Source organism: Nocardiopsis sp. LDBS0036, from assembly GCF_041228755.1.
Taxonomy (GTDB): domain Bacteria; phylum Actinomycetota; class Actinomycetes; order Streptosporangiales; family Streptosporangiaceae; genus Nocardiopsis; species Nocardiopsis dassonvillei.
Genome location: NZ_CP141103.1, coordinates 2,780,413 through 2,804,776, shown reverse-complemented (window position 1 = coordinate 2,804,776; position 24,364 = coordinate 2,780,413). Strand labels below are relative to the sequence as shown.

The following is a 24,364-nucleotide window of genomic DNA, read 5'->3' as shown; positions in this document are numbered from 1 at the left end:
CAGGCGCCCCGAAGGCAGGAATCGGGTTGAAGCAAGCACAACGGCACCTCCGGTGAGACGGCTCGTTCCTCGCAGTCCCACCTCCGGCACCTCCAGAACCCCGCCGGCGCTTGAACGACAACCCCCAGGGGCTGAGCAAGCATCCACCGCGGGCCCCGGAAGGCCGCGCCGCCGCTGCGGGGGCGGCGCGGGGAACGCCGTTCCCAGTGTCGCACCCGCCGCCCCCGGTTGTCCTCCGAATGGCCGGTTCCGGCATGAGCGGACAGAAACCGCCCACGCCGGACGGGAAGGTGCTATGGAGCGGTTACTCCGCGCTTTCCGTGCCCTTCGGGGCCCAGGTGGCGGGGTCGGCCGGACCCTGCTCCCCCGACCCCATGTCCTTGACCTCGTGGCCGCCGTCCTCGCCGAAGGGCGGAAACCACACGAAGGGGATGCCCTTCTTGGCGGCGTACTGGATCTGCTTGCCGACCTTGGCGGTGGAGTGGAACACCTCGGTGTTGAACCCGCGCCCGCGCAGCAGCTCCCCGGTGAGCAGGGCCTCCCTGCGGCGCTCGGCGCCGGGCACCACGACCATCACGTCGGTGGGGCAGGCGCGCCCCTCCTCGATCCGGCCCTCGGCGACGAGCTTGGCGAAGATGCGGGTGAGGCCGATGGAGATGCCCACGCCCGGCAGCCGCCTGCGGATGAACTGCCCGGCCAGGTCGTCGTAGCGCCCGCCCGCGCAGATGCTCCCGTAGCCGGGGTCGTCGTCGAAGGAGGCCTCGTAGACCGTGCCCGTGTAGTAGTCCAGGCCGCGGGCGATGGACAGGTCGGCCACGACGCTGCCCTCGGGCAGGTCGGCCAGGTCCTCCAGCACGAAGGAGAGCTCCTCCAGCCCTTCGTCGAGCAGCTCGGAGGAGACCCCGAGCCCGCGGACCCGCTCGGCGACGCCGGTCCCGGCGCCCCGGACGCGGGCCAGCGCGAGGCAGGCGTCGGCCTGCTCGTCGGTCAGGCCGTCGGCCAGCAGGATCTGGCGCACGCCGTCGTCGCCGATCTTGTGCAGCTTGTCCACGGCGCGGATGACCGCGATCGGGTCCTTGATGCCCAGGCCCTCGTAGAAGCCCTGGAGGACCTTGCGGTTGTTGACGTTGAGCGTCCATGCGGGCAGGTCCAGCCCGCTGAGCACCCGGTGCACGATGCGCGGCAGCTCGGCGTCGAAGTGCAGCGGGACGGAGTCGACGTTGATGACGTCGATGTCGCACTGGGTGAACTCCCGGAAGCGCCCCTCCTGGGGGCGCTCGCCCCGCCACACGCGCTGCATCTGGTAGCGCTTGAAGGGGAAGGCCAGCTCGTTGAAGTGCTGGGCGACGTACCGGGCGAAGGGCACGGTGAGGTCGAAGTGCAGCCCGAGTCTGGCGTCGGAGTCGTCCTTGGCGTCGGCCTGGAGGCGGTGCAGGGTGTAGACCTCCTGGGAGGTCTCGCCCTTGGCCATCAGCACGTCGAGGTTCTCCACGGACGGCGTCTCCACCGACGCGAAGCCGAAGGACTCGAACCCGGCGCGGATATGGTCCAGCCAGCGCTGCTCCACGGCCCGGACCTGAGGGGACCACTCGGGGAAACCGCTGATGGGAGTGGGTCGGACGACGCGCTGATCGGACATGTGGGGTTCTCGGCTCACAGTTTCGTCTCGGCTTGCTGGCCCCGTCCGCGCCGCGGCGCGCGTGGGTACGCGCGGGTTCGCTCGACGGGCGGGGGAGGGCTGGCCCAGTCTACGGGGAACCCGGTCGGGAGGGTGGCCAGACGGACGGACCGCCGACCGCGGTCCGGCCACCACCGGCCCACGTGGACGGTTGTGGGCCGGTGGGGCGCTGACGCGCCGGACCGGAGTGTCGACCGGACCGACGTCGAAGAGCGGGACGTCGGTGGGTGGCCCTGTGCCCGGGGCGCCGCCGGGGCTCCCGCGGATGGTCGCGTCCTCGTGCCAGGAGTCTTCTCCGCGACCGCACTTGCCGGTGCGGGGGCCCTGCCTCCACCGTAGACTCCGCGGATGCCGCCGGACAGGGATCGGCACGGCCGAAAGCGGCCGAAAATGACCGCTCACAATGTCGTAAAGTCGACCTTCCGGGGTACAGGTGTGTGCTTACCTGTTCACGGTCGGTTTCGGGCGGAGGACGCACCGCCACGCGACGGCCACCCCACTCCCGCGACTCCTCCTCTGCCCGGGAGCCGCGGACCCCACGAGCCGACCGGTGTGGCGTGCCGCACCACTGAGCCAAAACGCCTTCCCCACCGACCATCCGGTGTTAGGTTCCAGGAACGGTGCCTCCCATGTCGGTACCGACCCCGGCGGGTCGTGTACCCCGAGGACCGGACCGTGCGCGCCGTCCGCCCCGCTGGCCCGGCACTCCCGCTAGGACTAACTGTGATCGATCCAGTCAACAGCACGAACAACGTCCACGCCTCCACCGCGTTGTCCACCAAGATCATCGTCGCCGGGGGGTTCGGGGTCGGCAAGACCACGTTCGTCGGCGCCGTCTCGGAGATCCCGCCGGTGCGCACCGAGGCCGCGGTCACCGCCGCCAGCGCGGGCGTGGACGACCTCTCCCACACCCCGGACAAGACGAGCACCACGGTCGCGATGGACTTCGGCCGCATCTCGCTGGACACCGACCTGACCCTCTTCCTGTTCGGGACCCCGGGCCAGCAGCGCTTCTGGTTCATGTGGGACGACCTGGTCCGGGGCGCGCTGGGCGCCGTGATCCTGGCCGACACCCGCCGCCTGGAGGACACCTTCCAGGCGCTGGACTACTTCGAGCGCCAGTACCGGCTGCCCTTCGTCGTCGCGGTCAACGAGTTCGACCCCGAGAACCCCCACAGCGCCGACGAACTGCGCGACGCCCTGGACCTGACCCCGGACGTGCCCGTCGTGCACTGCGACGCCCGCGACCGCAACTCCGTCGTCCGGGTCCTGGTGACCCTGGTCAAGCACGCCATGGCGGTGGAGGCCCGCCAGCGCCACCAGCGCCAGTTCGCCTGAGCCGTCGGGCGCCCCGTGGCGGACCGAGGGGGCGGTTTCGACGCAACCGTCCGCACATGTGGGCGCCCGGGGTTCTTCCAACGGTTGTGTCCGGCGTTACCCTGTGGTGGTGTTCGGACGAATGGCGGAAGGCGTTCGCCGCTTCCTGGGTAAGCCCGGTGCGGTGGATCTGCGGCCCTATACCAAGCTCCTGTCGGCGATCGAGGCCGAGGAGGATGGTCTGCGTGAGCTCAGCGACACCGAGCTGACGGAGAAGGCCATCGAACTCGGCAACGCCGAACTCCCCTACGAGCGCGACGACCTCGTGTCGCTGTGCGCGGTCGGCCGCGAGGCCGCCCGGCGCTCACTCGACGAGCGGCCCTTCGACGTGCAGCTCCTCGGTGTCATGGCCCTGCTCGACGGCCACGTCGCGGAGATGGCCACGGGCGAGGGCAAGACGCTGGCGGGCGCCCTCGCCGCCGCGGGGTTCGCCCTGCGCGGCCGGCGCGTGCACCTGCTCAGCGTCAACGACTACCTGGCCCGGCGCGACGCCGAGTGGATGCGCCCCCTCTACGACATGCTCGGCGTCACCGTGGGCTGGATCACCGAGGACTCCACCCCCCAGGAGCGGCGCGCCGCCTACTCCTGCGAGGTGACCTACGCGGCCGTCAGCGAGCTGGGCTTCGACGTCCTGCGCGACCGCATGGTCACCGACATCGCCGACCGGGTCGTGCCGCCGCCGCACGTGGCGATCATCGACGAGGCCGACTCGGTGCTCGTCGACGAGGCCCGCGTCCCGCTGGTCCTGGCCGGGGCCGCGGAGAGCGTGAACGCCGACGTGGAGATGGCCGACGTCGTGCGCGGGCTCAAGCCGCGCCTGCACTACGAGATCGACGGCGAGGGGCGCAACGTCCAGCTCACCGACGCCGGGATCGACGCGGTGGAGAAGGCGCTGGACGGGGTCGACCTGTACTCCGAGGACGACACCTCCGTCCTGCCGCAGGTCAACCTGGCCCTGCACGCGCACGTGCTGCTCCAGCGCGACGTCCACTACGTGGTGCGCGACGGCGAGGTCCGCCTCATCAACGAGTCGCGCGGGCGCATCGCCCTGCTCCAGCGCTGGCCGGACGGCCTCCAGGCCGCGGTCGAGGCCAAGGAGAAGGTGGCGCTCAGCGAGACCGGCGAGGTGCTGGACTCCATCACCGTGCAGTCGCTCGTCCTGCGCTACCCCACGCGCGCCGGTATGACCGGTACCGCGATGGCCGTCGCCGAACAGCTCCGCGAGTTCTACGAGCTGGAGGTCGCGGTCATCCCCTCCAACAAGCCCAACGTCCGAGAGGACCACGGCTCGCGCCTGTACGCCACGCGCGAGGAGAAGGAGGACGCCCTCATCGCCAAGGTGGAGGAGGTCCACAAGTCCGGGCGGCCGATCCTCATCGGCACCCAGGACGTGGCCGAGTCCGAGCTGTTGGCCGGGCGTCTGCGCGATGCCGGGCTGGAGTGCGTGGTCCTCAACGCCAAGAACGACGCCGACGAGGCCGCCATCATCGCGGAGGCGGGCACCCACGGCGCCATCACGGTCTCCACCCAGATGGCCGGGCGCGGCACCGACATCCGGCTGGGCGGCAGCGACATGGCCGACCGCGAGCGGGTGGTGGAGACCGGCGGCCTGTACGTGATGGGCTTCGGCCGCTACCCCAGCAGCCGTCTGGACGGTCAGCTGCGCGGCCGCGCGGGGCGCCAGGGCGACCCGGGCGACTCCATCTTCTTCGTCAGCATGGACGACGACCTGGTGGTCAACCACGCCCCCGAGACCACGGGCTACCAGACCACCTCCGAGGGTGAGATCACCGACCAGGGCTGGCTGGCCATGATCGACCACGCGCAGCGCGTGGCCGAGGGGCAGCTGCTGGAGGTGCACCGCAACACCTGGCGGTACAACCAGCTGATCGACGTGCAGCGCGACGTGGTCCTGGAGCACCGGGAGATGGTGCTGACCGGGGACCAGGGCGACCGGCAGATCAGGGCGGACCGCAAGAAGCGGCACGAGGAGCTGCTGGAGGAGCTGGCCGGGAAGGGGTCCGGGGCCGCGGAGGGCGCCGAGGCGGAGGAGAACGCCGGGGACGCCGAGGGCACTGGAAACGGCGCCGACGCCGGGGCGGAGGAGTCCAACGAGGAGAAGGTCGCCCGGGCGGCCCGCCTCATCACCCTCTACCACCTGGACCGGGGCTGGACCGACCACAACGCCTTCCTGTCGGAGCTGCGCGAGGGCATCCACCTGCGCTTCCTGGGCCGTCGCGACCCGCTGGACGAGTTCAACCGCGACGCCGTGCCGGTCTTCAAGGGCTTCCTGGACGAGGCTCGGGCCCGGGCGGCCGAGAGCTTCGAGGAGCTGGAGGTCGTGGACGGCGAGCTGGACGTGAGCTCGGTGGGCGTCAAGCGTCCGTCGATGACGTGGACGTACATGGTGCACGACCACCCGTTCAGCTCCGCGTTCGAGACCCTGGTGGGCAGGCTCAAGGGCGGCCGGGGCAGCGGGAGCTGACCATTCCCCGCAGACGGATGCGCGGGTCGGGACCAAAGTCCCGGCCCGCGCATTACTTTTGTCAGCTACTCTGCTCGAAACGCCCCACAAGCCCGAAAACGGCATCGCCAATTGCTCCGTCCGGGTTAACATGGCTGCGTTTTCAACGGAACCCGAGACGGTTGGGACGAAATTCACCGTGGTCCACGAGGTCGGTGCGCAGGAGAAGATCAGTTATGGACGGAACGACCGATTCGCGGGCGGTCCGGTGGGCGGGGGCAGTTTCTGGGTGGATGAGGACGGCCACCCGGTCGCCAAGATCGGCGGACCGAAGGAGTGGCGGCCCACACCCATGATCGACGTCCGGGTGGGCGACGTGTTCAGCGTCGGAGGGCAGGCGTGGAGGGTGACCGACATTGTCGACGCGGATACTCCCTCCGCATATCTGCTGGCCACGCGAATAAGTTGACTCCGGGCCCCGGGCGAACGCTCGGGGCCTTCGTTTTCCTTGTTCCGGTGAGGGCTGCAACCCCGTGCAACCTTTTACCGGAGGGGGATTGCCGAACCCCGGTTTTGTGACCGGCCGTCTTTTCGGGCGTCGACTGGCAAGGGTTTTGTTGCTTGTGTGGCCGGTGGGAACCCGGAGGCTCCAGAGGTGACGCGACGGTCAAGAACGAGCATCGGCGCAGGTCACGGATGAGGGTGGCGTGCCCACCAGCGCGAATCGAGACGTTCCGGTTATCTGATGGAGGGTGTTCGTGTTACCGGTTCCTCGTTAACGTCTGTGGAGCAAGGCGCGCCCCGGCAGCGACCGCAGGGAGGCTCCCCCCACTCCCGGAGAGTCCACGGGCCGCTGCGCCCTGCCGCCCCAAGGCCGGTCCCAGGGGCTGTCCCCCGCCCCTGGGCCTGGCTGCCCCGCGTAGGCGGGGCGGTCTCCTCCGTCCCTCGCGTCGCGCGCGGGGCCCCGTTCCGGCGCGTCCGCGCCTCCTTCACCGGACGTCCGCCGTGTGCTGTCCCGACGCTTCCCCGACCTCTCCGTCCGCTGACGAGTAGATCCTGTTCCTCCCGAGCATGGAGGCCTGTCCACCCCGGTTCTCGTGGTGGGATCCGTGAACCCGGGTCTTGCGGTAGAACGCGTTTCAGTATTAGTCTCTGGAGGTGCCTGCCCCGGTGAGGGCGCCCGGCGGCTCGACCGCGGGGCGTCAGCGGACGGCAGGCGAGGACGGTCGTCCGTCGAAGTCGGATCGCGCCCCGACTCCGGCGGACGGCGTCCGCTCTCCTGACGGCCGCCCGCGCTCCGCCGTTAGGCGAGCAGGCGGCAGAGTTCGGCGAAGGTGGGGCACGGCCAGGCCAGGCGGCACCCCCGGCAGCGGTCCCCGTCGTCGTCCCCGTCGTCGGGGGCGTGCAGGTGCAGCAGGTCCACACAGATCCCGGCCAGGGCGGACACCTCCTCGCGCGCGTTCGCGTAGAAGGCGACGTCGTTGATCCGGGCCAGGGCGCTGGAGCGGCCCGAGGCCGGGATGCCGACCGTGTCCGGCTCCCAGGGGACCGCACGCGCCGAGCGCTCCCGGATGCCCAGAACGCACTGGAGCACTCTCGCGTGCTCGGAGGGGTGACCCCTCCCCGACGCTGGTCTGGTGAACGGCGACATCGCTGATCTCCCCCACCACGTGGATACGCGGGCTCACGTGGTAACACAGCGTATACCCAGCATTGCCCCTTGTCGCGACACGCGGAGGCGGGGCGGGAAAAGAGGGGGGAGAGGCGGCGGGCCGCCCGGGGGAGGGGCGGCCCGCCGGAAGGGGAGACGGATCCTTGTGGACGCGGGGACCCGCTAGCCGCAGCCTCCGCCGCAGTTGCAGGAGCCGCCGCTCTGACAGCCGCAGCCGCAGCCCGAACCGCAGCTGCACCCACGCAGGTCGGGGGTCGTGGTCATCCGGTGAGTCACAGTCCCTCCAAGGGGCTCGACAGCACCCGTGCGCGATCACGCCGGAGCCTCCCCGGTGGGAGGGGGCGTCACGGGCGCGTTTCCCGCAGGAGACCGTGCCCGTTCGCCGCCGCCGCCAACCGGGGCGTGTGCCGGCGCAGCCGGGCCCGGGCGCGCCCCGCGGTTCCCGCGGGGCGCACTGACCTGTGCTGAGGGCCGACCGGGATCAGGCGAAGAAGGTCGGTGCGACCGCCGGACGGCGTGTCATTCGGTAGAGCCAAACCTGGCCGACGAACATGACCGGAATTACGGGAACGAGGGTCGCCCACACGAACACCGCGGTCGTGGCGGGGATCGGCGCCGAGGGCAGCTCCGGTGCCGCCAGTGCCACGAGCAGGCCGGGGACGGCGATCGCCGCCGCCGACGTGTGCCGCGACAGCATCGGCCCCACCAGGCCGCTCGTCGCCACCAGGGCCGCCAGCAGCACCGCGGTCAGCGCCGCGGCGGGCCCGGGGGACAGGTCCGGGCCGCCGGGCAGCACGGCCGCCACCGCCGCCAGCGCCGCCGCCCCCAGGGCCAGACGCGCGAGCGGGCGCGTGTCCCGGGCGGCCACGTCCGCGCTCTCGGAGTCGGCGGGGCCGACCAGCCGCTCGGCCCCGAAGGCCGCGCCGCGCAACGCGAACAGCGCCGTGACGGCGACCGCGCAGAGCGGCGTGAACGCGCTCGCGGTGAGGCCGCCCGCGAGCAGACCCGCCACCACCAGGCCCCACGCGGCGGCCAGGGCCCAACTGCCCCCGACGAGCGCGCAGTCGCAGACCAGCCGCCAGCGTTCGCCGTCCACGCGGGCGCGCAGCCACAGCCCTGCGTCGCGGACCAGCCATCCGGCCAGCAGGACGGCGAGCACGGGCCACAGTTCGGCGACCGCGTGGTGCTCCAGGGCGGGGAACAGGCCCGCCAGGACCCCGACCGCGGCGACCAGCCACACCTCCGAGGCCAGGAAGTAGGGGGCGATGGCGGCGACCACGCGGCGGCGCTGCTCGGGACCGCGCGCCAGGCGCGGCATCAGCATGCCCAGGCCGATGTCGGCACCGGCCAGGACGAGGTAGCCCACGACGAGCAGGGCGAGGAGTGCGGAGGAGAGGAGGTCCATGGCTTGCGGCCTTCCGGGCTCAGTACGTGTGGACGGGGACGGCGGACCCACCGGGCTCCGCGGGGCCCTCGGGCGGCTGCGTGCGCTGCTCCGCCAGCGGCCCGCCCTCGGGGCCGCGCCGCGCGTAGCGCACCAGGAGCCAGTAGGTGACGGCGGCCAGGGCCGCGAAGGCGGCTGTGAAGAAACCGAAGGAGGCCACGGCCGCGACCGGGGACAGGGGGGTCACCGCGTCGGCCGTGGTCAGGTGGTGCACGACCGTCCACGGCTGGCGGTTGGTCTCCCGGAACACCCAGCCGCCGACGCTGGCCAGGTAGGGCAGGAACGGCGTCACCACCAGCGGGGCGAGGAACCACCTCCAGCGGTCGAGACCGCCGAGGGGCCAGGCCAGCAGCATGAGGGGGCCCAGGAGGAACACCAGCGCCCACGACGTCATCATCACCAGGTCGCCGGCCGTGTTGGCCGCCTCCAGGAGGGGGCCGCCCGGGTGCGCCGCCTCGATCGCCGCGATCTCCTCGGCGGTGTAGGTCAGCCCGCTCGTGGGCGGGTCCTGGCCGAACAGCCCGAACTGCACCCCGCCGAAGGCCGCCACGGGTATCGGCACGACGCACAGGACCAGCGTCGCGTGGCGGATACCGCGCCGGAAGACGCCGTGCGCGTCGTCGCGACGGACGAGGTGGTAGGCGCTGGTCGCCGCGACGACCAGGGCGCCGACCAGCAGGGAACCGGTGACGATGTGACCGAAGGCCAGCACGGCCGCCGGGTTGGTCATCAGCGCGACGGGGTCGGTCAGGTGCGCCACCCCGTCGACCATCTCGAAGCCCACGGGGTTGCGCAGGAAGCCGTTGGAGACCAGCACCCACCACGCCGAGGCGTACGCCGTCGCGGTGACCACGGCGAAGCAGGCCAGGTGCGCCCACCGGCCCATGCGGTCCCACCCGAAGATCCACAAACCCAGGAACGTGGACTCGACGAAGAACGCGGTCATCGTCTCCAGCGCCAGCGGAGCGGCGAAGGTGTAGCCGAACATCCCGTGCAGGCCGCTCCAGTTCAGCGCGAGCTGGAGTTCCATCACCAGCCCGGACAGGACGCCCATCCCGTAGTTGACCAGGTACAGGCCGCCCCAGAACCGCACGGCGGTCGTCCGGGAGCGGTCGCCGCGCAGGGTGGCGACCAGCTGGGTGGCGAGGAGGTAGGGGGCCAGCCCGAGGGTCAGGGCCACGAACATGTAGTGGGTGGCGGCGGTCAGCGCGAACTGGAGCCGCGCCAGCAGGAGGGGGTCTTCGAGCATCGTCGGGCCTCGCGTTCGGCGGTGGGAACGCGGTCAAGCATCCGACTGGGGCGAGGGCGGGCGCATCGTCCCGGCGGGGGCTCCTCGCCGCCCCCTCCGAGGGTAGGGGCGGCGGCGGAGGTACTCCCGCGGGCGTAGGGGACGACCCCGAGGCGGCCCCGGGGCGACCCCGGAAACGCTCCCGGGCGCACGCGGTCCGTCCTCACCGGCTCCACTTCGGGGTGACCAGGGCGGTCTCGTAGGCGATGACGACCAGCTGGGCGCGGTCGCGCACCCCCAGCTTGACCATGGCCCGGCTCACGTGGGTCTTGGCGGTGGCCGGGCTGAGCACGAGGTGGGCGGCGATCTCCTCGTTGGACAGTCCGCCGCCGACCAGGGCGACCACCTCGCGTTCGCGCTCGGTGAGCCCGTTCAGCCGGACCGACGGGTCGGGCGCGCTCGGCGGCCGGCGCGCGTAGTCGGCGATCAGCCGCCGGGTGATGCCCGGCGACAGCAGCGCCTCGCCGCCGTGCACCACCCGCACCGCCCGCAGCAGGTCCCCGGGCTCGGTGTCCTTGACCAGGAACCCGCTGGCGCCCGCGCGCAGCGCCTCGAAGATGTACTCGTCCAGGTCGAACGTGGTGAGGATGACGACCCGCGTCGCCTCCAGGGCGGGATCGGCCAGGATGCGCCCGGCGGCGGCCAGGCCGTCCACACCGGGCATGCGGATGTCCATGAGGACCACGTCCGGGCGTTCGGCGCGGGCCAGCCGGACGGCCGCTTCGCCGTCGGCGGCCTCGGCGACCACCTCGATGTCGGGGGCGCTGTCCAGCAGAGCGCGGAACCCCGCGCGTACCAGCGCCTGGTCGTCGGCGAGCAGTACCCGGATCAACGGGGCCTCGTTTCGTCGGTGTCGGGGGAGGGGACGGCCTGTGCCCCGCGGTCCGGTCCGGCGCCGTCGAGCGGGAGCCGGGCGCGCACCCGGAATCCTCCCTCCCGCAGGGGGCCCGCGTCCACCGTGCCGCCCACCAGGGCGGCGCGTTCGCGCATCCCGGTGATGCCGTTGCCCGCCGCCGGCGGCCCGACGGTCCCGGCGCCGTCGTCGGTGACCTCCACGACCAGCCAGGACGCGCGGTGCTCGATGCCCACCCGCGCCGAGGAGGCCCCGGAGTGGCGGACCACGTTCGTCAGCGCCTCCTGGACCGTGCGGTAGGCGGCCGACTCGGTGCTCACGGGCAGGTGCCCGGGCACACCGCTGACCTCCACGACCACGTCGATCCCCGCGCGGCGGGTGCCTTCGGCCAGCTCCTCCAGGCGGTCCAGCCCGGGGACCGGCGACCTCGGCGCGGCCTCGTCCACGGCGCGCAGCACGCCGAGCATGCCGCGCAGCTCGACCAGGGTGTCCTTGCTGGTCTGCTTGATGGTGGCCAGCGCCTCCGCGGCCCGCTGCGGCTCGGTCTCCATCAGGTACAGGGCGGTGCCCGCCTGCACGTTGATGAGGGAGATGTTGTGCGCGACCGTGTCGTGCACGTCCCGGGCCAGCCGGACGCGCTCCTCGGAGGCCCGGCGCAGCAGCTCCTCCTCCCGGGTGCGCAGGGACTCGGCCTCGCGCTCGTGGTCGGCCCGCAGGTACTCCTGCCGCCAGCGCACGACCTCGCCCGTGCACAGCAGGACGAGCACCCAGCCGACGATGCCGATCGCCTCGGGCCGGAAGGTCCCCGTCATGAGGAACTCGTAGCTGTTGACGGCCACGAACTGGCCCACGCCCAGCGTCCAGCCGAACACGCGGTACCCCCAGCGCACCAGGGTGTAGAGCATGACGGCGGTGCACAGCATGACCATGCCGTCGGGGAAGCCCAGGGGGTAGTACACGGTGGAGGCGACGACCGACACCAGCCCGGCCACGCACGGGTAGGCGGTGCGCCACAGGACGGCCAGGCAGGCCACCAGGATCAGCGCGTGGCCCCACGGCCAGGGGTTGACCGCCCCCGCCTCCCGCTGGAGCGCGCTGACCAGCGCCGTGCTGCCCGTGGAGGCGGCGAGCAGGCCGAACGCGAGCCAGACGTCGGTGCGCGCGGGGCGGAGGAGTAGTGCTGCCACAACCCCGACAGTACGGGGGACCCCTCGGGGAGGCCGTCACCCCGGGGGAGGGTTTTCCGGCGGTGGTCTACTCCCCGGGGAGTAGACCACCGCCGGGCTAGAAGACGTCGTCCGGCGGAGCCGGGGAGTCCACGGCGTCGGCGTCGCGCACGGGGGACCGGCCCGAGACGAAGCGGTCCAGCTCCCCGCCCTCCAGGAGGCGGGCCATCTCCGGGTCCCGGTGCGCCCGGCGGCCCAGCTCCTCCACGGGCAGCGGGCTGTGCGAGGCCGTCAGGACCAGGTTGCCGAACCGCCGCCCGCGCAGCACGCCAGGCTCGGCCGACAGCGCGGTGTGCGGCAGCGCCGTGCGCGCGGTCGCCACCTGGCCCCGGGTGTGGGCCAGGCCCCCGCCGTCGCCGATGTTGACCACCAGCATCCCGGTCGGCCGCAGGACGCGCGCCAGCTCGGCGTAGAACTCCGCCGACGTCAGCCGGGCCGGGGTGCGCGCGCCCGAGAACACGTCGCTGACCACCAGGTCCGCGCTGTCGGTGTGCCGGGCGGCGATCCACTCCCGGGCGTCGCCGACGCCCACGCGCAGCTGCGCCCTGCGGTCCCAGGGCAGCCGCCTGCGCACCATCTCGACCAGGGGCGCGTCCACGTCCACCGCGCGCTGCCGTGAGCCGGGGCGGGTGTGCGCCACGTAGCGGGCCAGCGTCAGCGCGCCCGCGCCCAGGTGCAGGGCGTCCACGGCCTCCTCCGGCGGCGCCACGAGGTCGGCCGCGTGCGCGATGCGGCGCATGTAGGAGAAGTCCAGGTAGGAGGGGTCGGCCAGGTCCACGTGGGACTGGGGCGTACCGTCCACGACCAGGAACCACGAGTCGGGCCGGTCGGCGTCGGCGAGCAGCTCCGTGCCCGGGTTCCCGTCGTGCACGGCGTCCTCGCCGTCCCCGCCGGGCGCCGCTTCCCTCCGCGCGCCGCGTCTGCCCACGTCCGCCTCCGTTCGTCGGCCCCAAGACTACGCACAGGCCCGAGCGAGCGTGTCCGTGATCGCGCTAGCCTGGGGAACCCAGGTTTTTTTGAGCCGCCAAGGTCTTTCTTGGCATTGCAGATTCCTTTGCTTATCCCACGAGGAGTGGCCGTGCTACTGCGGATGTCGACCCTGTTCCTGCGCACCCTGCGTGAGGACCCGGCGGACGCCGAGGTGCCGAGCCACAAGCTGCTGGTCCGGGGCGGGTTCGTGCGCCGGGCCGCACCCGGCGTCTACACCTGGCTGCCCCTGGGCAAGATCGTCCTGGAGAACGTCGCCCGGATCGTGCGCGAGGAGATGGACGCCATCGGCGCCCAGGAGGTGCTCCTGCCCGCGCTGCTGCCCCGCGAGTACTACGAGGCCACCGGGCGCTGGGAGGAGTACGGCGACACCCTGTTCCGCCTCAAGGACCGCAAGGGCGCCGACTACCTGCTCGGCCCCACCCACGAGGAGCTGTTCACACTCCTGGTCAAGGGGGAGTACTCCTCCTACAAGGACTTCCCGGTCACGCTGTACCAGATCCAGGAGAAGTTCCGCGACGAGGCGCGTCCCCGCGCGGGCGTGCTGCGCGGCCGCGAGTTCCACATGAAGGACTCCTACTCCTTCGACATCGACGACGAGGGCCTGCGCGCGTCCTACGCCGACCACCGCGCCGCCTACATCCGCGTCTTCGACCGGCTGGGCCTGGAGTACGTGATCGTGTCGGCCACGTCGGGCGCCATGGGCGGATCGGCCTCGGAGGAGTTCCTGGCCGTCGCCCCGACCGGCGAGGACACCTTCGTGCGCAGCACGGAGTCCGACTACGCCGCCAACGTCGAGGCCGTGGCCGTCCCGGCCCCCGAGGCGCTGCCGGTCGAGGGGCTGCCCGAGGCCGCGGTCCACCACACCCCGGACACCGCCACCATCCAGACCCTGGTGGACTTCCTCAACGGCGCCGGGCTGGGCCGCGACTTCAGCGAGGCCGACACCCTCAAGAACGTCCTGGTCAAGACCCGCGCGCCCGGTGCGAAGGAGTGGGAGCTGCTGGCCGTCGGCCTGCCCGGCGACCGTGAGGTGGACTTCAAGCGCCTGGAGGCGGCGCTGGAGCCCGCCGAGGTCGCCCTGCTGGAGGAGGCCGACTTCGCGGCCAACCCCTTCCTGGTCAAGGGCTACATCGGCCCCCGCGCGCTGCTGGACAACAAGGTCCGCTACCTGGTCGACCCCCGGGTGGTCACCGGCACCTCCTGGGTGACCGGTGCGGACGAGGCCGACCACCACGTCGTCGGACTGGTCGCGGGCCGCGACTTCGTCCCCGACGGCACCATCGACGTCGCCGAGGTGCGCGACGGCGACCCCTCGCCCGACGGCAGGGGGACCCTGTACACCGCGCGCGGCATCGAGATCGGCCACATCTTCCAGCTGGGCCGCAAGTACACCGACGCCTTCCAGGTGGACGCCCTGGGCCCCGACGGCAAGCCCCGGCGGATCACCATGGGCTCCTACGGCATCGGTGTCTCGCGCGCCGTCGCCGCGGTCGTCGAGCAGTCCCACGACGACAAGGGCGTCGTCTGGCCGCGCGAGGTGGCGCCCGCCGACGTGCACGTGGTCGGCACCGGCAAGGGAGAGCAGATCGAGGAGGCGCTGCGGATCGCCCGGGAGCTGGAGGCCAGGGGCCTGCGCGTCCTCGTGGACGACCGCAAGGGCGTCTCGCCCGGCGTCAAGTTCACCGACGCCGAACTCCTGGGCGTCCCCACCGGCGTCATCGTCGGCCGCGGCCTCAAGGACGGCCTGGTGGAGCTGCGCGACCGCGCCACCGGCGACCGCGAGGAGGTCGCCCTGGCCGAGATCGTGGACCGCGCCGTCGCCGCCTGCCGCGCGTAGCGGGTGACGGGAGGGGCGGGGTCCGCGAGGAGATCGCGGACCCCGCCCCTCCCGCCCGCGGCCTGTCGCTGGCACTCCCCGGGCCGCCCGCCGACACCACCGGCCCCGGCCTCCGTCGTGCCGTGGCCCCCGCGCGGACGGGACCGCTCGGCACCTGGGCCTGGACCCCCGTCGGAGAAGAGGCCCGCGCGGGCGGGGCCATCCGACACCGTGGCCAGGGGCTCGGTCCCGGCCGCCGGGCTAACCGGCCTCGTCGAAACCGGGCAGGGCGTCCAGCGCCCCGCCCCACTCCAGCAGGCGCACGGTCGTCTCCTGTAGCGCCCGGGCGCCGGTCACCCGCAGGTCGGTGTCCCGCGAGGCGGTCAGCCACAGGTGGGCGCGCGCGGCGGCCTGCTCCAGCCCCGCGGCGTAGGCGTCGACGGCCTCGTCGCCGTACTCGTCGGCGACCGGGTAGGAGGCCAGCGCGGGCGGCGGGTCCACGCCCCGCTCCACCGCCGCCGCGTGCAGCGCGTCCCGCAGCGCCTTGTGCTCGTGGGCGCTGCTCCCCGCGCGGTCGCGCCGGTCCTCGTCCTCGGCGGCCCCGCCGATGAACTCGTACCCGTACACGGCCGCGTGTTCGGCGCGCAGCGCCTCTGCCAGCGCCTGGGGACCGGCGTCCGGCTCCTCGCCGGCGGACGCGGGGCTCTCGCTCACCTTGCTACCTGCCTTCCGTCTGGGGGTGTGCGCCGCCACTACTCCTGGGCCAGCAGGTGGGCGTGCCCCGCCTCGCACGCGCCGATCGCGCTGATCAGCTGCGCCAGCGCGGAGTCGGTGACGGCGCCCGCCTGGTCCAGCCGGGCGCCGGTCGCCGCGGCCTCCAGTACGCACAGCGCCGCCGTCCCCGGCGCCGTCTCCGCGACGGGGGCCTCCTCGGGGGAGGAGGGGCCGCCGGAGGGCTCAGCGGAGGGGGAGGGGGTGTCCTCGGGCAGGGACTCCAGCAGCGCGTCCAGGTGGGAGAGGTGGTGTTCCAGGAACCGCTCCAGCAGTTCGACCGGCCCCGTCCCCTCGGCGACCGCGGCCTCGTAGCGCGCGATCATCCGCTCCTTCTCCCGGACCACCGCGCGCAGTACGTACACGTCCGGGGTCACGTCGGAGGGGTACCACTCGGTACCGCCGCACCCGGCCAGGCCCACGGCGCCCACAGCGGCCGTCGCGCCCAGCACCGTGCGACGGCTGACACAGCCGATCCCCACGCGCTCTCCCTCCCGTGCGGTGGGGACCGCCCGCGGCGGCCCCCCGGCCCCCATCCTTCCACGTCCCGTACCGCGCGGGGGACGCCGCCGCGTGGCCGCGCCCCGGAGGCCACGCGCCGACGCGCCCCGGCCACCGACGGCGACCTGGAGGGGTTCCGGGTGTGGATACCCTTGCAGCACAACCGCCGTCGCACGCGACGTGCGGTCGGCCCGCGTCCCCGCACCGGGGGGCGGGCCGCTGAAGTCGAAGACTACGTACAGAGCTGGACCGCCCCGTACACCGGCCCGAAGGCCGCGCGGGCGGGATCTTCGCCGTTGGAGGAGCAGGACCACATGGGAGCGCAGGCGCGCGAGGAGCGCATCGCCGAGCTGCTGGAGCCGGTACTGGCCGAGGCCGGACTGGACCTGGAGGCCGTCGAACTCACACCGGCCGGCAAGCGACGGGTGCTGCGCGTGGTCGTGGACTCCGACAACGGGGTCGACCTGGACACGGTCGGCGAGGTCAGCCAGGAGGTGAACACCCTGCTGGACTCCTCCGACGTCATGGGCGCGCAGCCCTACGTCCTGGAGGTCACCTCGCCCGGGGTGGACCGCCCGCTGACCCAGCCGAGGCACTGGCGCCGTTCCCGAGGCCGCCTGGTGATCGCCTCCCTCGCCGAGGGCGGCAAGGTCACCGGGCGCGTCACCGGCGCCGACGACGACGGGGTCACCCTGGACGTCGAGGGCCAGCCCCGCACCTTCACCCACGCCGAACTCGGCAAGGGCAGGGTCCAGGTGGAATTCCGCCACGATGCCGACACCGACGCGGCGGACTAGAGGGGGAGCCCCGTGGACATTGACATGAGCGTTCTGCGCAGCCTGGAACGCGAGAAGGACATCTCCGTCGAACTCGTGGCCAAGGCCATCGAGGACGCGCTTCTGATCGCCTACCACCGCGAGGAGGGCCCGGAGAAGCGGGCCCGCGTCGAGCTCAACCGCTCCACCGGCCACGTGACCGTGTGGGTGGCCGAGACCGACGAGGACGGCGAGTCCGTCGGCGAGTTCGACGGCACCCCCACCGGGTTCGGCCGCATCGCGACCTCCACCGCCAAGCAGGTCATCCTCCAGCGTCTGCGCGACGCCGAGGACGAGCTGACCCTGGGCGAGTTCGCCGGGCGCGAGCACGACATCGTCTCCGGCATCATCCAGCAGGGCAAGGACCCCCGCAACGTGCTGGTGGACCTCGGTAAGATCGAGGCGGTCCTGCCCCCGCAGGAGCAGGTGCCCACCGAGACCTACACCCACGGCGAGCGCCTGCGCGCCTACGTGGTGCAGGTCCGCAAGGGCCACCGCGGCCCCTCGGTCACCCTCTCGCGCACGCACCCCAACCTGGTGCGCAAGCTCTTCGAGCTGGAGGTCCCCGAGATCGCCGACGGCACCGTGGAGATCGCGGCGATCGCCCGGGAGGCGGGCCACCGCACCAAGATGGCCGTCCACTCCAACCGCGGCGGGGTCAACGCCAAGGGCGCCTGCATCGGCCCGCTCGGCAGCCGCGTCCGCAACGTCATGGCCGAACTCCACGGGGAGAAGATCGACATCGTCGACTACTCCGAGGACCCGGCCGTGTTCGTCGCCAACGCCCTGTCCCCGGCGCGGGTCAACTCCGTGGAAATCCTCGACATGGCCTCCCGCGTCGCCCGCGTGATCGTGCCCGACTACCAGCAGTCCCTCGCGATCGGCAAGGAGGGCCAGAACGCCCGTCTGGCCGCACGTCTGACCGGCTGGCGCATCGACATCCGCTCCGACGCCGAGCCCGCCGGTGAGCCGGAACGGGAGGGCGCCGCCGAGGGTGACGACACCGCCGCGACGGGCTGATCGGGTCGCGCTCATGCCTCGACGCGATAGGGTGGCCCATGACGGTCCCGACCGCCCCGTGCGTACCTGCGTGGGGTGTCGGTCGCGGGCAGTCCAGTCCGACCTCGTGCGGCTGGTGGCCGAGGGCACGGTCATCACGCCCGACACCCGGGGTCGTCTTCCGGGGCGCGGCGCCTACCTGCACCGCGATCGGCGGTGCTTCGAGCTCGCCGAACGGCGCAGGGCCTGGTCACGCGCCTACCGGAGGGGAGCGGGCGCCGACGGGTGGGACGTCTCACCCGTGGCGGCCCTGATCGACGCCGCCCCGCGTGGCGGATCGGGTCAACGTTCCCGATAGGGTTGGAATGTCTGGACCGACTTCTGGGTTGTACGGACCGAGGTCGGCGTCCAGTGCTGTGTCGGCACGCAGAAGCTGGCCCATTGTTGTGTAGCGATGAGGAAGCAGGTCGAGATTGCGATGAGCGCCTGATGAGTACGCAGCGATGAGTAACTCGAGCTAACGACGGTCCGGCACAAGCCCATGTCCCGGACCGAAGCTGAAGGAGAGTAGTGGCGAAGGTCCGGGTATATGAACTCGCCAAGGAGTTCGGTGTAGAGAGCAAGGCCGTTCTGGCCAAGCTCAACGAGATGGGTGAATTCGTCCGTTCGGCGTCCTCGACCATAGAGGCCCCCGTCGTACGACGCCTCCAGGAAGCTTTCAACAACGGTTCCGACGGCGGTCGCAAGGGTTCGGCTCCCAGGCCCGGCCCGCGTCCCGCCGCGGACAACGGTGCCGCCCCGAAGCCGGGTCCGGCCCCCAAGCCCGGCCCCAGGCCGAGCCCCGCGCCCAAGCCGAGCCCGCAGAGCGAGGCCGCTCCGCGTGCGAACGCGCCCAAGCCCGGCCCCAAGGCTCCCCGCGGCGAGGCCGGCGCCCGCCCCGGCGGCGCCCCCAAGCCCGGTGCCCCGGCGGGCCCCGGCGGCCGTTCCGAGGGCGGTCGTCCCGAGGGTGGCCGTCCCGAGGGTGGCCGTCCCGACCGCGCCCAGCGCGGCGGCGACCGTCCCGAGCGCGGTGAGCGCCCCGAGCGCGGCGACCGTTCCGAGCGCGGCGGGCCCCGTCCCGGCCCGCGCCCGTCCGGTCCCCGTCCGGGCAACAACCCGTTCGCGTCCAACGCCTCCGGCATGGGCTCCAAGCCGGCCGCCCCGCGGCCCGGCGGCGGTGCTCCGCGTCCGGGCGGTCCCCGTCCGGGTCCGCGTCCCGGTCCGCAGGGCGGCGGCGAGCAGCGCGCCCCGCGTCCCGGCGGTGCGGCGGGCGCTCCGCGTCCGGGCGGTCCCCGTCCGGGTCCGCGTCCCGGTCCGCAGGGCGGCGGCGAGCAGCGCGCCCCGCGTCCCGGCGGTGCGGCGGGCGCTCCGCGTCCGGGCGGTGCCGCGGGTCCCCCGCGTCCCGGTCCCCGGCCCGGCGGTCCGCGTCCCAGCCCGATGAACATGCCCTCGTCCCGTCCGGCCGCACCCGCGGGTGGCGGTCGCGGCGGTGGCGGCGGCCGTCCCGGCGGCGGCGGTGGCCGTGGCCGCGGGGGAGCCCCCGCGGGTTCCGGTCCGCGTCCCGGCGGTGTCGGCGGTGGCGGCGGTCGTCCGGGTGGCTTCGGTGGCCGTCCCGGCGGCGGTGGCCGCGGTCGCGGCGGCGGTACGGCCGGTGCGTTCGGACGCCCCGGCGGCCGTCCCGGACGTGCCCGCAAGTCCAAGAAGCAGCGGCGCCAGGAGTTCCACGACTTCCAGGCCCCGTCGTTCGGCGGCGTCAAGATCCCGAGCGGCAACGACCAGACCATCCGCCTGTCCCGCGGCGCCTCGCTGTCGGACTTCGGCGACAAGATCGACGTCAACCCGGCGTCGCTCGTCCAGGTGATGATGCACCTGGGTGAGATGGTCACCGCGACCCAGTCCCTTCCGGACGAGACCCTGATGCTGCTGGGCGAGGAGCTCAAGTACAGGATCGAGGTCGTCAGCCCGGAGGACGAGGACCGCGAGCTGCTGGAGTCCTTCTCCATCGAGTTCGGCGAGGACGAGGGCACCGCGGAGGACCTGCGTCCGCGTCCGCCGGTGGTCACCGTCATGGGTCACGTCGACCACGGTAAGACCCGACTGCTGGACACCATCCGCAAGACCAACGTCGTCAGCGGCGAGGCCGGCGGTATCACCCAGCACATCGGTGCCTACCAGGTCGCCACCGAGGTGGACGGCGAAGAGCGCAAGATCACCTTCATCGACACCCCGGGTCACGAGGCGTTCACCGCCATGCGTGCCCGCGGTGCCAAGGTCACCGACATCGCGGTGCTGGTCGTGGCCGCCGACGACGGCGTCAAGCCGCAGACGGCGGAGGCCATCGACCACGCCAAGGCGGCCGAGGTGCCGATCGTGGTCGCGGTCAACAAGATCGACGTCGAGGGCGCCGACCCGCAGCGGGTCCGCGCGCAGCTCACCGAGTACGGCCTGGTGGCCGAGGAGTACGGCGGCGACGTCCAGTTCGTGGACATCTCCGCACTCAAGGGCGACAACATCGACGCCCTGCTCGAGTCGATCGTGCTGACCTCCGACGCAGCGCTCGATCTCCAGGCCAACCCGGAGATGGACGCGCAGGGTCTGGCCATCGAGGCCTACCTGGACCGCGGTCGCGGTTCCATGGCCACGGTGCTGGTCCAGCGCGGCACGCTCAACGTCGGTGACTCGATCGTCTGCGGTGACGCCTTCGGCCGCGTCCGCGCCATGCTCGACGAGCACGGCCAGAACGTGCAGAGCGCCGAGCCGTCCCGTCCGGTGCAGGTGCTGGGTCTGACCAACGTTCCCAGCGCCGGTGACAACTTCCTGGTCGTCAAGGACGACCGGGTGGCGCGGCAGATCGCCCAGCAGCGCGAGGCGCGCGAGCGCTTCGCCCAGCAGGCGCGTTCGGCCCGCCGGGTCACCCTCGACAACTGGCAGAACGCCCTGAAGGAGGGCGAGCGCTCCGAGCTGCTCCTCCTCATCAAGGGTGACATGTCCGGTTCCGTCGAGGCGCTGGAGGAGTCCCTGCTCAAGATCGACGCCGGTGGCGACGAGGTGAGCATCCGGGTCATCGGGCGCGGTGTCGGTGCGATCACGCAGAACGACATCAACCTGGCGGCCTCCGCCGAGGCGATCATCGTCGGCTTCAACGTTCGGCCCGAGGGCAAGAACAGCGAGCTGGCCGACCGCATGGGCGTGGACATCCGGTACTACTCGGTGATCTACCAGGCCATCGACGAGGTCGAGGCCGCGGTCAAGGGTCTGCTCAAGCCGATCTACGAAGAGGTCCAGCTCGGCAGCGCGGAGATCCGCGAGGTCTTCAAGGTGCCGCGGATCGGCAACATCGCCGGTTCGATCGTCCGCAGCGGCCTGATCCGCCGCAACTCCAAGGCGCGGCTCATCCGCGACGGGGTCGTCATCTCCGAGAACCTCAACGTGGAGTCCCTGCGTCGGTTCAAGGACGACGCGACCGAGGTCCGCGAGGGCTTCGAGTGCGGTATCGGCGTCGGCTACAACGACCTGCGTGTCGAGGACGTCATCGAGACGTACGAGATGCAGGAGAAGCCCCGCGACTGATCCTCGCGGAGCATGACCAGACGGGGCCCCGGCCGTGCGGCCGGGGCCCCGCGTTTCACGCCGCCGACAGCGGCGGACAACTCCACACACCACAGGTGATCACTTGTACGTTGGGGCGCTGACCCTGGACGTCCTTCTCGGTGACGTCCACTCGCTCAAACAGAAGCGTTCGCTGGTCCGACCCGTCGTCTCCGAGCTGCGCCGCAAGTTCTCGGTCTCGGTCTCCGAGGCGGGAGACCAGGACCTGTACCGCCGGGCCAAGATCGGTGTCGCGGTGGTCGCGCCGACGGCGGCGCACGCCCGGGAGCTGATGGACTCCTGCGAGAGCTTCGTCGCGGGCCGTCCCGAACTGGAGCTGCTCTCCGCCAGGCAGCGGCTCTTCAACGAAGAGGAAGACTGACGATGGTTGACGCCGCACGCGCGCGCAAGATCGCCGACCGCATCCAGCGCATCGTCGCCGAGATGCTGGACCGGCGCATCAAGGACCCGCGCCTGGGATTCGTCACCGTGACCGACGCGCGCATCACCGCCGACCTGCGGGACGCCACGGTGTACTACACGGTGTTCGGCACCCCGGACGAGAAGGCCGCCTCCGCCGCCGCCCTGGAGAGCGCCAAGGGCGTGATCCGCAGCGAGGTGGGACGCCAGACCGGCATCCGGCACACGCCGAGCCTGGCCTTCGTCGTCGACGAGGTGCAGGAGAACGCCCAGCACATCGAGGAACTCCTGCTCAAGGCGCGCCAGTCGGACGCGGAGCTGGCCGAGAGGGCCAGCGGTGCCAAGCCCGCGGGCGAGGCCGACCCCTACCGGGCGCCCCGCGAGGACGAGCGCGACGAGGACGAGTAACACCCCCGGCGGCGGCGCGGACCGCGCCGCCGCCCTTCACCCCGAGGGAGCACCATGGCCGAGAGCGGCGTCGTGGTCGTCGACAAGCCCGCCGACTGGACCTCGCACGACGTGGTCGCCAGGACGCGCGGGCTCGCGCGCACCCGCAGGGTCGGCCACGCGGGGACCCTGGACCCGATGGCCACCGGGGTCCTGGTGCTGGGCATCGAGAAGGGCACCAAGCTCCTGGGCCACCTGACCCTGACGGAGAAGGTCTACGAGGCGACGATCCGCCTCGGTCTGACGACCAACACCGACGACGCCGAGGGCGAGCCCCTCGTGCGCGCGGACGCCTCCGGGGTCGGAGAGGAGGCCGTGCGCGCCGCCGTCGGCAGGCTCACCGGGCAGATCCAGCAGGTTCCGCCCCAGGTCAGCGCGATCAAGGTGGACGGCAAGCGCGCCTACAAGTCGGCGCGCGAGGGCAAGGAGGTGGCCCTCAAGGCCCGCACGGTCACCGTCGCGGAGTTCACGGTCACCGACGTGCGCCGGGTCCTTGACGCCGACGGGGAGTTCGTGGACGTGGACGCCTCCGTCACCTGCTCCAGCGGCACCTACATCCGTGCGCTGGCCCGTGACATGGGCGCCGACCTGGGCGTGGGCGGGCACCTGACGGCGCTGCGGCGTACCAGGGTGGGCCCCTACGACCTGTCCCGGGCGCGCACGCTGGACGAGCTGGCCGAGGAGTTCACGCAGGTCCCGCTGGCCGAGGCCGTGGCCGCGGCCTTCCCGGCGCGCGCCCTGAGCGGGGACGAGGAGCAGCGGATCCGGCACGGCAACCGGATCGAGCCGGACGAGTCCGGAAGCGGCCCGGTCGGCCTCTTCGCCCAGGACGGCCGCGTCATCGCCCTGGGGGAGAACCGCCGCGACCACATGAAGCCCGTGGTGGTCTTCGAACCCGCCTGACCCCGCGCGGACCCGCCCGGTCAGGCGGTCCCCAGGAACCGGGCGAGGGCCGCGGTCAGCTCGCCGGGGCGCTCCACGGACGGCAGGTGGCCGGTGTCGGGCATCTCCAGCAGCCGCGCCCCGGGCACGCCCCCGGCGTACAGGTCCGCGACCTCCCGTACCTGGGCGATCTCCGACATCCCCTTCACCACCAGCGTCGGCACGGCGATCTCGCCCAGGCGGTCGCTGGCTGGCCGCTCCGGCCAGCGGGTGGTGGCGACCGGCCCGGACCACTCGCGGGCGAACATCTCGCGCAGCATGAGCAGCACCAGGTCCCAGGCCTCCGGCGGCAGGTCCTCGGGCACCCGCCCGGGGCCCAGCACCATGAACCGGGCCTGGGCCTCGGCCATCGCCGCCACGTCCCCGGGATCGGGGTCGGCGCGTCCCGCCCGGTACACCTCCAGGCGTTCGTGGGGGACGGCGCCCAGCACCATCTTGCGCGCCTCGCGCACGAAGACCTCCGGCCACTCGTGCCCTGACATTCCCGGACAGACCAGGGCCAGTGCCCCCACCCGTTCCGGGGCGGCCAGCGCCGCGTCCACGCAGTAGGCGCCCCCGAAGGAGGCGCCGACCAGGGTCGCCCGGTCGATCTCCAGGGCGTCCATGAGGGCCAGCAGGTCCTCGTGGTGGTCGACGGGGCCCTCGTGGTCGGCGGAGCCGCCGTGGCCGCGCCAGTCGTAGCGGACCACCCGGTGGGTCTTCGCGAACTCGGTGAACTGGTGGTCCCACATGCGCCGGTCGGCCACACCGGCGTGCACGAAAACGATCGCGGGACCGGAACCGGCCTCGTCGTACGCCAGTCGGGTCGCACCCGTGTCGATCATCGCCATCGGTGCACGGTAACCGCCCCGCGCACGTGTGCCAACCCGGCTCCGCCGCGGGCGGAGCGGCCGGGCGCGCGCCCGGGCCTCAGCCGCGGCGGAGCCCGGCGTCCTCCAGTTCCTCCCGGGCGACGGGACTTCCCGTAACCGCCATACGAAGAGAGCGGACTGGCGTGAATGATGTACAACCCGCGACACGATTGGCTGGAATTC

General features: G+C 72.6%; 21 protein-coding genes. 11 read left to right on the top strand and 10 right to left on the bottom strand.

Going from position 1 to position 24,364, the window contains the following annotated elements; genetic code table 11:
* Window positions 1-304 precede the first annotated feature (304 nt).
* Window positions 305-1,639 carry a histidine--tRNA ligase gene (gene hisS, locus UIS43_RS11720; RefSeq protein ID WP_013154615.1) on the bottom strand — a complete coding sequence of 445 codons (1,335 nt, stop codon included), beginning with the start codon at window positions 1,637-1,639 and terminating at the stop codon, window positions 305-307.
* A gap of 762 nt (window positions 1,640-2,401) precedes the next feature.
* On the opposite strand from hisS, the gene UIS43_RS11715 reads away from it, so the two are divergent.
* The 3 genes from UIS43_RS11715 (at window position 2,402) to UIS43_RS11705 (ending at window position 5,988) form a co-directional block, all read left to right on the top strand.
* Window positions 2,402-3,016, top strand: a complete 615-nt coding sequence (locus tag UIS43_RS11715; protein WP_013154614.1) for an ATP/GTP-binding protein — start codon at window positions 2,402-2,404, stop codon at window positions 3,014-3,016.
* Between the two features lie 121 nt (window positions 3,017-3,137).
* A complete protein-coding gene (gene secA2 / locus UIS43_RS11710) occupies window positions 3,138-5,540 on the top strand; it encodes an accessory Sec system translocase SecA2 (protein WP_013154613.1) in 2,403 nt (800 codons plus the stop codon).
* A gap of 178 nt (window positions 5,541-5,718) precedes the next feature.
* On the top strand, window positions 5,719-5,988 hold the full coding sequence (locus UIS43_RS11705; RefSeq protein ID WP_019607990.1) for a DUF6406 domain-containing protein: 270 nt from the start codon (window positions 5,719-5,721) through the stop codon (window positions 5,986-5,988).
* A gap of 834 nt (window positions 5,989-6,822) precedes the next feature.
* Here the strand turns inward: UIS43_RS11705 and UIS43_RS11700 are convergent.
* The 6 genes from UIS43_RS11700 to UIS43_RS11675 all read right to left on the bottom strand — a co-directional run bounded on the left by UIS43_RS11700 (window position 6,823) and on the right by UIS43_RS11675 (window position 12,930).
* Entirely contained in the window at window positions 6,823-7,170 is a 348-nt protein-coding gene (locus UIS43_RS11700; protein ID WP_013154611.1) for a hypothetical protein, read from the bottom strand.
* Between the two features lie 502 nt (window positions 7,171-7,672).
* Window positions 7,673-8,596, bottom strand: a complete 924-nt coding sequence (locus tag UIS43_RS11695) for a cytochrome d ubiquinol oxidase subunit II (protein ID WP_013154610.1) — start codon at window positions 8,594-8,596, stop codon at window positions 7,673-7,675.
* A gap of 19 nt (window positions 8,597-8,615) precedes the next feature.
* The gene (locus UIS43_RS11690; protein WP_117199443.1) at window positions 8,616-9,884 is read right to left on the bottom strand and encodes a cytochrome ubiquinol oxidase subunit I; all 1,269 of its coding nucleotides are present in this window, start codon (window positions 9,882-9,884) and stop codon (window positions 8,616-8,618) included.
* A gap of 202 nt (window positions 9,885-10,086) precedes the next feature.
* Complete coding sequence (locus UIS43_RS11685) at window positions 10,087-10,755, bottom strand: response regulator transcription factor (protein ID WP_013154608.1); 669 nt, start codon at window positions 10,753-10,755, stop codon at window positions 10,087-10,089.
* Entirely contained in the window at window positions 10,752-11,963 is a 1,212-nt protein-coding gene (locus UIS43_RS11680) for a sensor histidine kinase (protein WP_013154607.1), read from the bottom strand. The genes UIS43_RS11685 and UIS43_RS11680 overlap by 4 nt, the downstream gene beginning before the upstream one ends.
* A 97-nt stretch (window positions 11,964-12,060) precedes the next feature.
* Window positions 12,061-12,930, bottom strand: a complete 870-nt coding sequence (locus tag UIS43_RS11675) for a spermidine synthase (protein WP_013154606.1) — start codon at window positions 12,928-12,930, stop codon at window positions 12,061-12,063.
* Window positions 12,931-13,092: 162 nt separating this feature from the next.
* On the opposite strand from UIS43_RS11675, the gene UIS43_RS11670 reads away from it, so the two are divergent.
* The gene (locus tag UIS43_RS11670) at window positions 13,093-14,829 is read left to right on the top strand and encodes a proline--tRNA ligase (protein ID WP_041552843.1); all 1,737 of its coding nucleotides are present in this window, start codon (window positions 13,093-13,095) and stop codon (window positions 14,827-14,829) included.
* 240 nt (window positions 14,830-15,069) lie between these two features.
* Here the strand turns inward: UIS43_RS11670 and UIS43_RS11665 are convergent, their stop codons facing one another.
* Together UIS43_RS11665 and UIS43_RS11660 are read right to left on the bottom strand one after the other, a co-directional pair.
* A complete protein-coding gene (locus UIS43_RS11665) occupies window positions 15,070-15,522 on the bottom strand; it encodes a ferritin-like domain-containing protein (RefSeq protein WP_013154604.1) in 453 nt (150 codons plus the stop codon).
* 38 nt (window positions 15,523-15,560) lie between these two features.
* Complete coding sequence (locus UIS43_RS11660; RefSeq protein ID WP_041552842.1) at window positions 15,561-16,061, bottom strand: hypothetical protein; 501 nt, start codon at window positions 16,059-16,061, stop codon at window positions 15,561-15,563.
* Between the two features lie 333 nt (window positions 16,062-16,394).
* Between UIS43_RS11660 and rimP the strand changes: the two genes are divergently transcribed.
* The 7 genes from rimP (at window position 16,395) to truB (ending at window position 23,291) form a co-directional block, all read left to right on the top strand.
* Complete coding sequence (gene rimP, locus UIS43_RS11655; RefSeq protein WP_013154602.1) at window positions 16,395-16,877, top strand: ribosome maturation factor RimP; 483 nt, start codon at window positions 16,395-16,397, stop codon at window positions 16,875-16,877.
* A 24-nt stretch (window positions 16,878-16,901) separates the two neighbouring features.
* Window positions 16,902-17,915 (top strand): transcription termination factor NusA, encoded by a 1,014-nt coding sequence (nusA, locus tag UIS43_RS11650; RefSeq protein WP_013154601.1) that lies wholly within the window; start codon window positions 16,902-16,904, stop codon window positions 17,913-17,915.
* A 13-nt stretch (window positions 17,916-17,928) separates the two neighbouring features.
* The gene (locus UIS43_RS11645) at window positions 17,929-18,252 is read left to right on the top strand and encodes a YlxR family protein (protein ID WP_081461755.1); all 324 of its coding nucleotides are present in this window, start codon (window positions 17,929-17,931) and stop codon (window positions 18,250-18,252) included.
* 212 nt (window positions 18,253-18,464) lie between these two features.
* The gene (gene infB / locus UIS43_RS11640; protein WP_370013162.1) at window positions 18,465-21,503 is read left to right on the top strand and encodes a translation initiation factor IF-2; all 3,039 of its coding nucleotides are present in this window, start codon (window positions 18,465-18,467) and stop codon (window positions 21,501-21,503) included.
* A gap of 103 nt (window positions 21,504-21,606) precedes the next feature.
* Window positions 21,607-21,903 carry a DUF503 domain-containing protein gene (locus UIS43_RS11635; RefSeq protein ID WP_013154599.1) on the top strand — a complete coding sequence of 99 codons (297 nt, stop codon included), beginning with the start codon at window positions 21,607-21,609 and terminating at the stop codon, window positions 21,901-21,903.
* Between the two features lie 2 nt (window positions 21,904-21,905).
* Window positions 21,906-22,349: a 30S ribosome-binding factor RbfA gene (rbfA, locus tag UIS43_RS11630; RefSeq protein ID WP_013154598.1), complete on the top strand. Its 444-nt coding sequence runs from the start codon at window positions 21,906-21,908 to the stop codon at window positions 22,347-22,349.
* Between the two features lie 54 nt (window positions 22,350-22,403).
* Window positions 22,404-23,291 (top strand): tRNA pseudouridine(55) synthase TruB, encoded by an 888-nt coding sequence (gene truB, locus UIS43_RS11625; protein WP_370013161.1) that lies wholly within the window; start codon window positions 22,404-22,406, stop codon window positions 23,289-23,291.
* A 20-nt stretch (window positions 23,292-23,311) separates the two neighbouring features.
* On the opposite strand, the gene UIS43_RS11620 is transcribed toward truB, so the two are convergent.
* Window positions 23,312-24,160 (bottom strand): alpha/beta fold hydrolase, encoded by an 849-nt coding sequence (locus UIS43_RS11620; RefSeq protein ID WP_013154596.1) that lies wholly within the window; start codon window positions 24,158-24,160, stop codon window positions 23,312-23,314.
* Window positions 24,161-24,364 lie beyond the last annotated feature (204 nt).

What these genes read in the sequence shown, in the direction of transcription:
- hisS (WP_013154615.1), bottom strand. Translation starts at nt 1,639, where the DNA reads ATGTCCGATCAGCGCGTCGTCCGACCCACTCCCATCAGCGGTTTCCCC.
- secA2 (WP_013154613.1), top strand. Translation starts at nt 3,138, where the DNA reads ATGGCGGAAGGCGTTCGCCGCTTCCTGGGTAAGCCCGGTGCGGTGGAT.
- UIS43_RS11700 (WP_013154611.1), bottom strand. Translation starts at nt 7,170, where the DNA reads ATGTCGCCGTTCACCAGACCAGCGTCGGGGAGGGGTCACCCCTCCGAG.
- UIS43_RS11695 (WP_013154610.1), bottom strand. Translation starts at nt 8,596, where the DNA reads ATGGACCTCCTCTCCTCCGCACTCCTCGCCCTGCTCGTCGTGGGCTAC.
- UIS43_RS11690 (WP_117199443.1), bottom strand. Translation starts at nt 9,884, where the DNA reads ATGCTCGAAGACCCCCTCCTGCTGGCGCGGCTCCAGTTCGCGCTGACC.
- UIS43_RS11670 (WP_041552843.1), top strand. Translation starts at nt 13,093, where the DNA reads ATGTCGACCCTGTTCCTGCGCACCCTGCGTGAGGACCCGGCGGACGCC.
- rimP (WP_013154602.1), top strand. Translation starts at nt 16,395, where the DNA reads ATGGGAGCGCAGGCGCGCGAGGAGCGCATCGCCGAGCTGCTGGAGCCG.
- nusA (WP_013154601.1), top strand. Translation starts at nt 16,902, where the DNA reads ATGAGCGTTCTGCGCAGCCTGGAACGCGAGAAGGACATCTCCGTCGAA.
- UIS43_RS11645 (WP_081461755.1), top strand. Translation starts at nt 17,929, where the DNA reads ATGCCTCGACGCGATAGGGTGGCCCATGACGGTCCCGACCGCCCCGTG.
- rbfA (WP_013154598.1), top strand. Translation starts at nt 21,906, where the DNA reads ATGGTTGACGCCGCACGCGCGCGCAAGATCGCCGACCGCATCCAGCGC.
- truB (WP_370013161.1), top strand. Translation starts at nt 22,404, where the DNA reads ATGGCCGAGAGCGGCGTCGTGGTCGTCGACAAGCCCGCCGACTGGACC.
- UIS43_RS11620 (WP_013154596.1), bottom strand. Translation starts at nt 24,160, where the DNA reads ATGGCGATGATCGACACGGGTGCGACCCGACTGGCGTACGACGAGGCC.